At 66.0% G+C, this 12,267-nt stretch carries 12 protein-coding genes; all 12 read left to right on the forward strand.

Annotated features, from left to right (window positions below; all coding sequences use genetic code 11):
- Positions 1 to 86 precede the first annotated feature (86 nt).
- Positions 87 to 482 carry a flagellar basal body rod protein FlgB gene (gene flgB, locus O0K41_RS20815; protein ID WP_005409576.1) on the forward strand — a complete coding sequence of 132 codons (396 nt, stop codon included), beginning with the start codon at positions 87 to 89 and terminating at the stop codon, positions 480 to 482.
- A gap of 3 nt (positions 483 to 485) precedes the next feature.
- Positions 486 to 893 carry a flagellar basal body rod protein FlgC gene (gene flgC / locus O0K41_RS20820; protein WP_010485892.1) on the forward strand — a complete coding sequence of 136 codons (408 nt, stop codon included), beginning with the start codon at positions 486 to 488 and terminating at the stop codon, positions 891 to 893.
- Positions 894 to 916: 23 nt separating this feature from the next.
- Positions 917 to 1,600 (forward strand): flagellar hook capping FlgD N-terminal domain-containing protein, encoded by a 684-nt coding sequence (locus tag O0K41_RS20825; protein WP_005413273.1) that lies wholly within the window; start codon positions 917 to 919, stop codon positions 1,598 to 1,600.
- 32 nt (positions 1,601 to 1,632) lie between these two features.
- Entirely contained in the window at positions 1,633 to 2,856 is a 1,224-nt protein-coding gene (flgE, locus tag O0K41_RS20830; protein WP_005409573.1) for a flagellar hook protein FlgE, read from the forward strand.
- Positions 2,857 to 2,888: 32 nt separating this feature from the next.
- Positions 2,889 to 3,638, forward strand: coding sequence for a flagellar basal body rod protein FlgF (locus O0K41_RS20835; protein WP_019337418.1), 750 nt, complete (start codon positions 2,889 to 2,891; stop codon positions 3,636 to 3,638).
- Positions 3,639 to 3,740: 102 nt separating this feature from the next.
- Positions 3,741 to 4,526 (forward strand): flagellar basal-body rod protein FlgG, encoded by a 786-nt coding sequence (gene flgG / locus O0K41_RS20840; protein ID WP_005409571.1) that lies wholly within the window; start codon positions 3,741 to 3,743, stop codon positions 4,524 to 4,526.
- 22 nt (positions 4,527 to 4,548) lie between these two features.
- Positions 4,549 to 5,241, forward strand: coding sequence for a flagellar basal body L-ring protein FlgH (flgH, locus tag O0K41_RS20845; protein WP_099605990.1), 693 nt, complete (start codon positions 4,549 to 4,551; stop codon positions 5,239 to 5,241).
- A gap of 2 nt (positions 5,242 to 5,243) precedes the next feature.
- On the forward strand, positions 5,244 to 6,386 hold the full coding sequence (locus tag O0K41_RS20850; protein ID WP_149501003.1) for a flagellar basal body P-ring protein FlgI: 1,143 nt from the start codon (positions 5,244 to 5,246) through the stop codon (positions 6,384 to 6,386).
- A gap of 1 nt (position 6,387) precedes the next feature.
- Positions 6,388 to 7,587: a flagellar assembly peptidoglycan hydrolase FlgJ gene (flgJ, locus tag O0K41_RS20855; RefSeq protein WP_149501002.1), complete on the forward strand. Its 1,200-nt coding sequence runs from the start codon at positions 6,388 to 6,390 to the stop codon at positions 7,585 to 7,587.
- A gap of 8 nt (positions 7,588 to 7,595) precedes the next feature.
- On the forward strand, positions 7,596 to 9,476 hold the full coding sequence (flgK, locus tag O0K41_RS20860) for a flagellar hook-associated protein FlgK (RefSeq protein WP_164221923.1): 1,881 nt from the start codon (positions 7,596 to 7,598) through the stop codon (positions 9,474 to 9,476).
- Positions 9,473 to 10,675: a flagellar hook-associated protein FlgL gene (gene flgL / locus O0K41_RS20865; protein WP_164221925.1), complete on the forward strand. Its 1,203-nt coding sequence runs from the start codon at positions 9,473 to 9,475 to the stop codon at positions 10,673 to 10,675. Before flgK ends, flgL begins: the two co-directional genes overlap by 4 nt.
- A 417-nt stretch (positions 10,676 to 11,092) precedes the next feature.
- The coding region (locus O0K41_RS20870; protein WP_308304561.1) for a flagellin at positions 11,093 to 12,267 on the forward strand (1,175 nt) is incomplete at its 3' end.

The following is a 12,267-nucleotide window of genomic DNA, read 5'->3' on the forward strand; positions in this document are numbered from 1 at the left end:
CCCCCCCCCCCCCCCCCCCCCACTACCCTCTCGAATTTGGCACACCCCTTGCAGCTTCCCGGGCAACGTTCCCGTGGGAGTGCACCGTGCGCAACCTGATTACCGACTACCTGGGCGTCCATGCCCAGGCCATGCCGTTGCGCGAACAGCGGATGAAGCTGATCGCCAGCAACCTCGGCAATGCCGACACTCCCGGCTACAAGGCCCAGGACCTGGACTTCGACGCCGCCCTGCGCCATGCCCAGGGGCAGGATGCCAATGGCCTGATGGCCACCACCCATGAGCAGCACTACGAAATCAGTAGTGGCCTGAACCCGTTCCAGATCGCGCGCGAAGGCGTGCAACCCAGCCTGGACGGCAACACCGTCGATCCCGATGCCGAGCGTGCGGCCTATGGCCGCGCCGCGCTCGAGTACCGCGCTTCGCTCAGCTTCGTCGAGAGCAAGGTGCGTTCCATGTTGACCGCGATCACGGGGCAATAAGCCATGAGCAACCTGCCGATCTTCGATATCGCCGGCTCCGCGCTGCAGGCGCAGTCGGTGCGCATGAGCACCATCGCCTCCAACCTCTCCAACGCCGACACCGTCGCCGGTTCCGCCGACGCGGTGTACAAGCCGCTGGAGCCGATCTTCCAGGCCGTCACCAGCAAGAACGATCCGAACATCACCTCGGTGAAGGTGAAGGAGATCACCCAGAGCGAGGCCGCGCCGATCAAGCGCTATGAGCCGGGCCACCCGCTGGCCGATGGCGATGGCTACATCTACCAGCCCGACGTCGACCCGGTGGCGCAGATGGTCAACCTGATCTCGACCTCGCGCAACTACCAGGCCGGCGTGGAGATGCTGACCACCGCCAAGGAACTGGCCCTGGCCACCCTGACCATGGGCCGCTGAGGCCCGCAGTACCGGATACCGCCATGACCACCGCCGTCAACAACCAGACCAACCAGGACGTCTACACCGCACTCGGTCTGAACGCCCCGAACAGCAACGCCACCAAGAAGAAGAACACGCTGGACCAGGCCGATTTCCTGCGCCTGATGACCGAACAGCTGCAGCACCAGGATCCGCTGAAGCCGATGGACAACACGCAGATGGTCGCGCAGATGGCGCAGATGTCCACCGTGCAGGGCATCACCGATCTGAACAAGACGGTGAAGGGCTTCCAGGAATCGATGGCCAGCGACCAGGTGCTGCGTGGTGCGGCGCTGGTCGGCCACCAGGTGCTGGTGCCGTCGGAAAAGCTGGTGCTGGAAAAGGAAGGCAACGTTGAAGGCACGGTGGCGGCGCCCTCGGCCGGCATCATCACCGTCGACATCACCGATGCCACCGGCGCCAAGGTCACCTCGCTGAGCGTGGAAGCCAAGGCCGCCGGCGAGACTGCGTTCCAGTGGGACGGCAAGGATGCCAACGGCAAGCGCATGGAGCCGGGCAAGTATTCCATCGTTGCCAACCACGTCGATACCGCCGGCAAGAGCACCAAGCTGTCCACCTACGTGCAGGCGCCGGTGGAAAGCGTGACCGTCGGTTCCGACGGCCTGTACCTGAACCTCAAGGGCCTGGGCACGGCCCCGATCGACTACGTGCTCCGCGTCAGCTGAGCCGCACACCCCGCACTTACCAGGAGCATCCCATGGGCTTCAATGTCTCGCTGTCCGGCATCAATGCCGCCAATTCCGACCTGAGCGTCACCGCCAACAACGTCGCCAACGTCAACACCACCGGTTTCAAGGAATCGCGCGCCGAGTTCGCCGATCTGTTCTCGGCCACCGGCTATGGTCTGTCAAAGAACGCCGTGGGTTCGGGCGTCCGTGTCTCCAACGTTGCCCAGCAGTTCAAGCAGGGCCACAACGAACAGACCGGCCGCAGCCTGGACATGGCCATTTCCGGTGAAGGCTTCTTCACCATGAACATGAACGGTACCCGCGTGTACTCGCGCGCCGGCAATTTCCAGACCGATCCGTCCGGCTACGTGATCAACCCTCAGGGCGCACGCCTGCAGGTGTTCGCGCCGAATGCCGATGGCACCAACTTCGATGCCGGCCGCATGGTCGACCTGCAGCTGCTCACCACCGACAGCCCGCCGAAGCAGACCAGCGAAGTGAAGGTCGGCTTTACCCTGCCGGCCAACGCGAAGCAGCCGACGGTCACCACCTTCGATCCGACCGACTCCAACAGCTACAACCACTCCAGCGGCGGCATCACCGTGTACGACTCGCTGGGCGTCAGCCACATCCAGGTCTCGTACTTCGTGAAGGGTGCCAACCCGAACGAGTGGACCGTGCGCAACTACGTGGACGGCCAGCCGGCCGGCGCGCCAACCCCGGTCACCTTCGACAACAGCGGCAAGCTGACCGCACCGGCAGACGGCAAGGTCAGCCTCGGCACCTTCACCCCGACCACCGGTGCCGGCGTGCTGAACATGACGCTGGACGTGAGCGGCTCGACCCAGTACGGCGAGAAGTTCGCGCTGCGCAACACCCAGCAGGATGGCTACGCCGCCGGCAAGCTCAATGAGATCACCGTGTCGGAAACCGGCGTGGTCTACGCGCGTTACTCCAATGGCGCCGACAAGCCGCTGGGCCAGGTCGCGCTGACCACCTTCAACAATCCGCAGGGCCTGGAATCGAAGGGCAACAACCTGTGGGTGGACACCTTCAGCTCGGGCACCCCGCGCACCGGCATGCCGGACACCTCCAATCTCGGCAAGATCCAGGCCGGCTCGCTGGAAGCATCCACCGTCGATCTCACCGAGCAGCTGGTCAACATGATCACCGCGCAGCGCAACTTCCAGGCCAACGCGCAGATGATCACCACCCAGGACCAGATCACCCAGACCGTCATCAACATCCGTTGATGATGCGCTGACCCTGTCACGGAACTCCCCGCATGGATAAAGCCCTTTACGTGGCGATGACTGGTGCCCGCGCCTCCCTGCAGGCACAGGGCACGCTCAGCCACAACCTCGCCAACTCCGATACCCCCGGCTTCAAGGAAGCGCTGGCCAACACCGAAGCCTTCCCGATCCGTGGCCCGGGCTTTGCCTCGCGGGTGGACGCGCTGCATGTCGATGCCGGGTTCAATCGCACGCCCGGCTCGCAGCACATCACCGGCAAGCCGCTGGATCTGTCCCTGCAGACCGGCACCTGGCTGGCGGTGCAGTCCAGCGATGGCAGCGAGGCGTACACGCGCGGCGCGGCGTTGTCGGTGACGCCGAACGGCCAGCTGGTGACCTCCAGCGGCCGTCCGGTACTGGATGACAACAACAACCCGATCGCCATTCCGCCCTACCAGGCGATGGAAATCGGTGCCGACGGCACGCTCTCGATCATCCCGCAGGGCGAAGGCCCGCAGACCATGGCGCAGATCGGCCGGATCAAGGTCGTGCAGGCGCCCGACGAGCGCCTGGAGCGCGGCCTCGATGGCCTGTTCCGCAACACCGATCCACGCCAGCCGTTCGCACCGGCGCAGGGTACGGCCGTGCACAGCGGCCAGCTGGAGGGCAGCAACGTGGATGCCGCCGGCGCACTGGTGCAGATGATCCAGCTGCAGCGCCAGTACGAAATGCAGGTACAGGTGATCAAGCACGGCGACGAAAACGCGCGCAGCGCCAACAGCATGCTGCGCCTGGGCAGCTGACGGAAATCCGGCGCCCGCTGATGCCGGCGCTGGCACACCGCTTGCACACCCGCATACAAGGGCCGCACCACGCGGCCGGCTTCACCAGACAGGACACCGAAGATGAACCAGGCATTGTGGATCGCGAAAACCGGACTGGATGCGCAGCAGATGCGCATGTCGGTGGTTTCCAACAACCTCGCCAACACCAACACCACCGGCTTCAAGCAGGACCGTGCCAGCTTCGAGGACCTGCTGTACCAGCAGGTGCGCCAGCCCGGCGGTTCCTCGTCGGCACAGACGCAGCTGCCGACCGGCCTGCAGCTCGGCACCGGCGTGCGCGTGGTCGCCACCGCCAAGAACTTCGAGCAGGGTGGACAGCAGCAGACCGGCCGCGCCCTCGACGTCATGGTCAACGGCCGCGGCTTCTTCGAAGTGCAGATGCCCGACGGCAGCTCGGCCTACACCCGTGATGGCTCGTTCAAGATCAACCAGGACAGCGAGCTGGTCACCAACAGCGGCTACCCGGTGCAGCCGGGCATCCAGATTCCCGAGGGCGCACAGTCGGTGACCATCGGTACCGACGGCACCATCAGCGTGAAGATGGCCGACGGCGCGGCGTCAGTGGAAGTGGGTGCGCTGACCCTGACCGATTTCGTCAATCCGGCCGGCCTGCAGGCCCGTGGCGAGAATCTGTTCCTCGAGACCACTGCGTCCGGCCCGGCACAGAACGGCAACCCCGGCCTCAACGGCCTCGGCACCGTGGTGCAGGGCGCGCTGGAAGGCAGCAACGTCAACGTGGTGGAAGAGCTGGTGTCGATGATCGAAACCCAGCGCGCCTACGAAATGAACGCCAAGGCGATTTCCACCACCGATTCGATGCTCGGCTACCTCAACAACAAGCTCTGACCGGCCAACCCGGGAAACCGCCATGTCGCCCATTTCCAACTTCGCCCGCACTGCCCTCGCCTGCACCGTGGCTGCCCTGCTCGGTGGCTGCGTGATTGCCGGCGATGTGCGCCCCTATCCGGCAATGGCACCGATCCAGCCGATCATGCCACCGCAGGCCGAACCGACCGCCGGCGCGATCTACGCTGCCGGCCCGACCCTGCAGCTGTATTCGGATCGGCGCGCGCGCGATGTCGGCGACCTGCTGACCATCACCCTGCTGGAAAACACCACCGCGCAGACCAGTGCCAACACCGCCACCAACAAGGAATCGAACCTGAGCCTGGGCACGCCGTCCATTCTCGGCGCACCGGTCACCCTGGGCGGCAAGGACATTCTCAGTGCGACGGCCAAGGGCGCGCGTGACTTCACCGGCAAGGGCAACAGCGCGCAGAGCAACCGCCTGCAGGGCAGCGTCACCGTCACCGTGGTGCAGCGCCTGCCCAACGGCAACCTCGTGGTGCAGGGACAGAAGAACCTGCGGCTGAACCAGGGCGATGAACTGGTGCAGGTGCAGGGCATCGTGCGCCCGGGTGACATCAGCCAGGACAACACCATTCCGTCCAGCCGCGTGGCCGAGGCCCGCATCGTCTACGGCGGCCGCGGCCCGGTTGCGCAATCCAACGCGATGGGCTGGCTGAGCCGCTTCTTCAACTCCGGCCTGACGCCGTTCTGAGTATGGCCATGAAACTCTTCTCCTCTTCTTCCTGGCAGCGACGCATGACGTCGCTCTACTGCGGCGTGTTCATGGTCTTCGCGGTGGTGGCCCCGGCCAGCGCCGAACGCATCAAGGACCTGGCCCAGGTCGGTGGCGTGCGTGGCAATGCGCTGGTGGGCTACGGTCTGGTGGTGGGCCTGGACGGCAGCGGCGACCGCACCAGCCAGGCGCCGTTCACCGTGCAGAGCCTGAAGAACCTGCTCGGCGAGCTGGGCGTGAATGTTCCGCCGAACGTCAACCCGCAGCTGAAGAACGTGGCCGCCGTGGCGATCCACGCTGAACTGCCGCCGTTCGCCAAGCCGGGCCAGCCGATCGATATCACCGTGTCCTCGATCGGCAACGCGGTCTCGCTGCGTGGCGGTTCGCTGTTGATGGCCCCGCTGCGCGGCGCCGACGGCCAGATCTATGCCATCGCCCAGGGCAACCTGATCGTGGGCGGCTTTGGTGCACAGGGCAAGGATGGTTCCCGTGTCTCGGTGAACGTGCCCAGCGTCGGCCGCATTCCCAACGGTGCGACCGTGGAGCGTGCGCTGCCCGATCCGCTGGCCAACGGCGGCGAGATCACCCTGAACCTGCACAACAATGACTTCACCACGGTCTCGCGCATGGTCGCTGCGCTCAACAATGCGTTCGGCGACGGTGCGGCGCGCGCGGTCGACGGCGTGACCGTGGCGGTTACCGCGCCGACCGATCCGGGCGCACGCATCGGCCTGCTGGCGCGCATCGAGAACCTGGAACTGACCCCGGGCAGCGCTCCGGCCAAGGTGGTGGTCAATTCGCGTACCGGCACCGTGGTCATCGGACAGCAGGTGCGCGTGGGACCTGCCGCGATCTCGCACGGTTCGCTGACCGTGACCATCCAGGAAAACACCAACGTCAGCCAGCCCAATGCGCTGTCCGGCGGCCGTACCGTAGCCAGCCCGCAGTCGACCATCACCGCCACCAACGACGGCAGCCGCATGTTCAAGTTCAGCGGCGGCACCACCCTGGACGAGATCGTGCACGCGGTGAACGCCGTGGGCGCAGCACCAGGCGATCTCATCGCGATCCTGGAAGCCCTGAAGCAGGCCGGCGCATTGAGTGCCGAGCTCGAGGTGATCTGACATGCGCATCAATCCCGCATTCGATCTGCACCCGGCACAACAGAACGATCCGGCCAGGATCGACAAGGTCGCGCGCCAGCTGGAAGGCCAGTTCGCGCAGATGCTGGTCAAGAGCATGCGTGACGCCAGCTTCGGCGACTCGCTGTTCCCCGGCGAAAACAAGATGTTCCGCGAGATGTACGACCAGAAGATTGCCGAGGCGATGACCCGCGGCAAGGGCCTGGGCCTGTCCGGCATGATCAGCCGGCAGCTGTCCGGCCAGGCCGCCGATGGCCCGGCACTGGATACCCGCGCGGACCCGGCCAAGGCCAGCCGCGCCTATCAGCTCAATGCACCGGCCAAGCCGGCACCGTCGCTGCCGCTGGAAGACGGCAGCCAGGCCGTGCGCCTGCTGCAGCAGATGGCCGCCGGCGCGCAGTCCGGCGCACACGCGGCGGTTGCACCGATGGAACAGGCGCTGGACCTGATCGCCGGGCGCGAAAGCAGCAGCATGCACCGCTCGCTGGGTACCGAAGATCCTTACATCGGCGGCCTGCAAGGCGACGACTGGGCTGCCAACAGCGACCAGTGGTCGGCTACCGCCAGCAACCGCGGCACGGCCATCAGCCCGGCCGATGCGATGGCTACCCGCACCGCCGTCGCGCAGCTGGGTGAACACACCCCGGAAGGCTTCGTCGCCAGCATCTGGCAGCACGCGCAGCGTGCGGCCAAGGAACTGGGCGTGGATGCCCGCGCCCTGGTCGCCCAGGCGGCGCTGGAAACCGGCTGGGGCAAGCGCCACATCAAGCATGCCGACGGCAGCACCTCGCACAACCTGTTCGGCATCAAGGCCAATGGCTGGAACGGCCAGCGCGCCGTGGCCGGCACCCACGAGTACGTCGATGGCGTGCGCCGCAACGAGACCGCCAGCTTCCGTGCCTACAGTTCGCCGGCCGAGAGCTTTGCCGACTACGTGCGCCTGCTGAAGACCAGCCCGCGCTACCAGCAGGCCCTGCAGGCCGGCACCGACGTGCAGGGCTTCGCCCGTGGCCTGCAGCGCGCCGGCTATGCCACCGACCCGCGCTACGCGGCCAAGATCGCCGCGATCGCCGGCGGACCGACCATCGAGCGCGCCGTCAGCGCCGTGGCCGATGCCGGCTCGCGCCTTGGCCAGACCTTCGCCAGCACCGCAACCGCGGCGCTGGGTATCACCCGTCGTTGAGGAACCCCATGTCCAGCGTACTTTCCACCGGTACCGGTGCCCTGCTCGCCTTCCAGCGTGCGTTGGCGACCACCAGCCACAACGTGGCCAACCTCAATACCCCGGGCTACAGCCGGCAGAAGGTCAACTTCGCCACGGCTGATCCCCAGAACTACGGCTACGGCACGGTCGGCAACGGCACCCGCATCACCGACATCCGCCGTACCGCCGACCAGCTGGCGATCTCGCGCCTGCTCGACAGCAGCGGCGAGCTGGCGCGCCTGAAGCAGCTCTCCGGCATGGCCGACCGGGTCAATTCGTTGTTCTCCGACGCGGCAACCAACGTGTCCGGCGTCTGGTCGAAGTTCTTCGATTCGGTCAGCGGCCTGTCCTCCAATGCCGCCGGCACCGCCGACCGCCAGAACATGCTGGATGGTGGCAAGGCGCTGGCCAACCGCTTCGTGCAGCTCAACACGCACCTGAACAACCTCAACAGCGAGGTCAACAACGGCCTGCTGGCCGGTGCCACCGAGGTCAACCGGCTGGCGCAGGAGATCGCGCAGATCAACGGTGCGATCGGCACCAACATCGCTACCGCCGCACCGGACCTGCTCGACCGCCGCGATCAGCTGATCACCCAGCTGATCGGCTACACCGGTGGCACGGCGGTGATCCAGGACGGCGGCATCATGAATGTCTACACCGCCGGCGGCAACGCACTGGTGGTGGGCACCACGGCGACCAAGGTCACCACCGTGGCCGACCCGTACCAGCCGGAGCGCCTGCAGCTGGCGCTGGAAACGCAGGGCAACACCATCCGGCTCGACCCGAAGGCGGTCGGTGGCCAGATCGGCGGCCTGCTGGAATTCCGCGACACCGTGCTGACGCCTGCCCAGGCCGAGCTGGGCAAGCTGGCGGTAGGCCTGGCCGAGAGCTTCAAGCAGGTGCATCACCAGGGCGTGGACCTGTATGGCCAGCTCGGGGGTGACTTCTTCAACATCGGCAATCCACGCGTCACCGCCAACAATGCCAACACCGGCACCGCCAGCCTCAGCGCCAGTTACGGCGACCTCGGCAAGCTGGACGCGCAGAACGTGGTGCTGCAGTTCGATGGCACCAACTGGAAGGCCAGTCGTGCCGACACCGGTGCGAACGTTCCGCTGACCGGCACCGGTACGGCGGCCGATCCACTGGTGATCAACGGCGTCAAGCTGGTGGTCGGCGGTACCCCGGCGGCCAACGACCGCTTCCTGCTGCAGCCGACCGCAGGCGTGGCTGGCAGCATGGAAGTGGCGATCACCGATCCGTCGCGCATCGCCGCTGCCGCTGCGGTGAAGGGCGCGGCGGCGACGTCCAACACGGGCACCGGCAAGCTGAGCGGTGTCACCGTCAGCGATTCGACCAACGCCAACCTGCGCAATCCGGCCGCGATCGTGTTCACCTCGGCCACCACCTACACCATCGATGGGGGCCCGCCGCAGACCTACACGCCCGGCCAGACCATCAGTGCCAACGGCTGGAGCTTCGTGCTGGACGGTGCGCCGAAGGTCGGCGACACCTTCAACATCACCCCGACTCCGGCGGGCTCGTCGGACAACAGCAACGCCTCCAGGCTGTCCAAGGTGGAGAGCGCCAAGGCATTCAACAGCGGCACGGTCACCCTCAACGGCGCCCTGGGTGGCCTGACCACCCAGGTCGGTGCAGCCGCCCGCTCGGCCGAGTATTCGCTGGAAGCGCAGCTGGTGATCAATGACAAGGCGCAGGAAGCGCGCGATGAGGTATCCGGCGTCAACCTGGACGAGGAGGCGGCCGACATGCTGCGCCTGCAACAGGCCTACCAGGCAGCCTCACAGCTGATCTCCACCGCCGACAGCATGTTCCAGACCATCCTGGGAGCCGTCCGTCGATGAGCAGCCGTATCTCCACCAGCATGATGTTCAACCAGTCCGTGTCGCTGATGATGGCCAAGCAGGCCAAGCTCAGCCACCTGGAGCAGCAGATCGCCACCGGCAGCAAGATCGTCAGCGCCAAGGACGATCCGGTTGCCGCTGGTGCGGCGGTCGGGCTTGACCGCAGCCTGGCCGCACTGGACCGGATGAAACTCAATGCCGGCAACGTGCAGAACCGACTGGGCGTACAGGAGAACGCCCTGGCCCAGGTCAACGACCTGATGGCGCGCGTCAACGACCTGACCATCCAGGCCAGCAATCCGGCACTGGGCGCCGCCGACAAGAAAACGCTGATCACCGAACTGAACCAGATCCGCGAGGGCCTGCTGTCGCTGGCCAACGCCGACGACGGCACCGGCCGCTACGTGTTCGGCGGCACCAACGATGGCGATCCGCCGTTCGCCAAGATCAATGGCAAGGTGGTCTACCGTGGCGACCAGACCCAGCGCCAGATTGAAGTCGGCCCCGATACCTATGTGCGGGATGCCCTGCCCGGCAGCGAAATCTTCATGCGCATTCCTACCGGCGACGGCTTCGTCGATGGTGTCGCCGCGGCCGGCAATACCGGCAACGGCGTGCTGACCAACATCACCCGCGATGGCAGCGACAGCTGGAACGGCCAGTCCTTCAGCATCCGCTTCACCGCCGCCGACCAGTACCAGGTACTGGACGGCGCTGGTAACGTGACCGGCACCGGCACGTTCAAGGCCGGTGACAACGTGGAAGTCAACGGAGTCCGCCTGCAGATCACCGGCGCACCCGCTGCCGGTGACAGCTTCAGTGTGAAGCCGGCAACCAGCCGCGACATCTTCGACACCATGGACAAGCTGATTGCCGCGCTTGATGCCGACACCGGCACCACCGCCAAGATGAGCGCGCAGCAGAACAAACTGCAGAGCGCCCTGCGCGATGTGGCCCGTGCGTCGGAGCGGATGATCGATTCGCGTGCGGCCGGCGGTGCGCAGCTGAAGGCACTGGACAATGCCGCCGACATGCGTGAAGCCAACAGCGTGACCCTGAAGACCACGCTGTCGCAGATGCGCGACCTGGACTATGCCGATGCACTGAGCCAGTACCAGCTGCAGAGCACCGCGCTGCAGGCGGCACAGACGATCTTCTCGCAGATGCAGTCGATGTCGTTGTTCAACAAGATCCGCTGACGCATCTCCTGCGTCACCCCTGAAAGGCCGCGATGCCCTGCATCGCGGCCTTTTTCGTTTCTGCGTGCCCGTTCCGTCGCGCTCGCCGGGCGTGGGCTGGCGCTACCGGAAACGTGCTGCACGCATTTTCCGTGATTGCCCATCAAGCCCGGCCCTGCCCCGCCGATACCTTCATCAGCGCTGGTTGGGCATGCCCAACCGCCCCTTCCGGGGTCGCCTTCACGCCCGGCCAGGGCTGGAAAACCCCGGAAAAACAGCCTCCGGCACCGGATTTCAGCGTCGACGGAATTCACGGCTAAAGGTTGTTGACAAAGCGCCGTTATTCATTTGGCAACAGCGAAGCACACAGCCACACAAAAAAACAGGCGGCGCTTCGTTTCATTCACCAACGGGTTCCATATAAGAGGAGACGACCCCATGGCACAGGTAATCAACACCAATACGATGTCGCTCAACGCTCAGCGCAACCTGAGCACCAGCGGCAGCTCGCTCGCTACCACCATCCAGCGCCTCTCGTCCGGCCTGCGCATCAACAGCGCGAAGGACGACGCGGCCGGCCTGGCCATCAGCGAGCGCTTCACCACCCAGATCCGTGGTCTGGACGTGGCCATCCGCAACGCCAACGACGGTATCTCGCTGGCCCAGGTCGCCGAGGGTTCGCTGAGCGAAGTCGGCAACAACCTGCAGCGCATCCGTGAACTGGCCGTGCAGTCCTCCAACGCCACCAACTCGGCCAGCGACCGCAAGGCCCTGCAGGCTGAAGTGACCCAGCTGGTCTCGGAAGTCGACCGAGTGGCCAAGCAGGCTGACTTCAACGGCACCAAGCTGCTGGACGGCTCCTTCACCAGCCAGCTGTTCCAGGTCGGCGCCAACGCCGGCCAGGCCATCGCCATCAACAGCGTGGTCAACGCCAAGGCCGATTCGCTGGGCGCGGCAACCTTCGCCAACGGCTACACCGGCACCAGCCTGGCCGCCGCCGACAAGGCCACCGCCGACACCACATACTCCGGCCTGCAGATCTCGGTGACCCCGCCGGGCGGCACCGCCACCACGGTCACCATCAACGACTTCACCGTGAAGGCGGGCGAATCGATCACCTCGGCCACCTCCGCCGCGATCAACAACAAGCTGGGCGAAACCGGCGTCATGGCCTCGGTCAATGCCGGCGTGATAAGCCTGGCCTCGGTCAAGGACGGCCAGACCTTCACCCTGGGCGTCAGTGCCGCAACCCCGCCGGCTGGCGCCACCGCCGCGACCATCGCTGGCCTGGGCCTGACCGAAACCAGCACCAACGGCGGCCTGCTGACCGGCGCCACGGCCAACTTCGTCAAGGACCTGAACGTCACCACCGCCGAAGGTGCGCAGAAGGCGCTGTCGATCGTCGACAAGGCCCTCGAGTCGGTCAACAGCGTGCGCGCCGACCTCGGCGCGATCCAGAACCGCTTCACCTCGGTGGTGGCCAACCTGCAGACCTCCTCGGAGAACCTGTCCGCATCGCGCAGCCGCATCCGCGATACCGACTTCGCCAAGGAAACCGCCGAACTGACCCGCACCCAGATCCTGCAGCAGGCCGGTACGGCCATGCTGGCCCA

Source organism: Stenotrophomonas sp. Sm2128, assembly GCF_030985535.1.
Classification (GTDB): domain Bacteria; phylum Pseudomonadota; class Gammaproteobacteria; order Xanthomonadales; family Xanthomonadaceae; genus Stenotrophomonas; species Stenotrophomonas maltophilia.

What these genes read in the sequence shown, in the direction of transcription:
- flgC (WP_010485892.1), top strand. Translation starts at nt 486, where the DNA reads ATGAGCAACCTGCCGATCTTCGATATCGCCGGCTCCGCGCTGCAGGCG.
- O0K41_RS20825 (WP_005413273.1), top strand. Translation starts at nt 917, where the DNA reads ATGACCACCGCCGTCAACAACCAGACCAACCAGGACGTCTACACCGCA.
- flgE (WP_005409573.1), top strand. Translation starts at nt 1,633, where the DNA reads ATGGGCTTCAATGTCTCGCTGTCCGGCATCAATGCCGCCAATTCCGAC.
- O0K41_RS20835 (WP_019337418.1), top strand. Translation starts at nt 2,889, where the DNA reads ATGGATAAAGCCCTTTACGTGGCGATGACTGGTGCCCGCGCCTCCCTG.
- flgG (WP_005409571.1), top strand. Translation starts at nt 3,741, where the DNA reads ATGAACCAGGCATTGTGGATCGCGAAAACCGGACTGGATGCGCAGCAG.
- flgH (WP_099605990.1), top strand. Translation starts at nt 4,549, where the DNA reads ATGTCGCCCATTTCCAACTTCGCCCGCACTGCCCTCGCCTGCACCGTG.
- O0K41_RS20850 (WP_149501003.1), top strand. Translation starts at nt 5,244, where the DNA reads ATGGCCATGAAACTCTTCTCCTCTTCTTCCTGGCAGCGACGCATGACG.
- flgJ (WP_149501002.1), top strand. Translation starts at nt 6,388, where the DNA reads ATGCGCATCAATCCCGCATTCGATCTGCACCCGGCACAACAGAACGAT.
- flgK (WP_164221923.1), top strand. Translation starts at nt 7,596, where the DNA reads ATGTCCAGCGTACTTTCCACCGGTACCGGTGCCCTGCTCGCCTTCCAG.
- flgL (WP_164221925.1), top strand. Translation starts at nt 9,473, where the DNA reads ATGAGCAGCCGTATCTCCACCAGCATGATGTTCAACCAGTCCGTGTCG.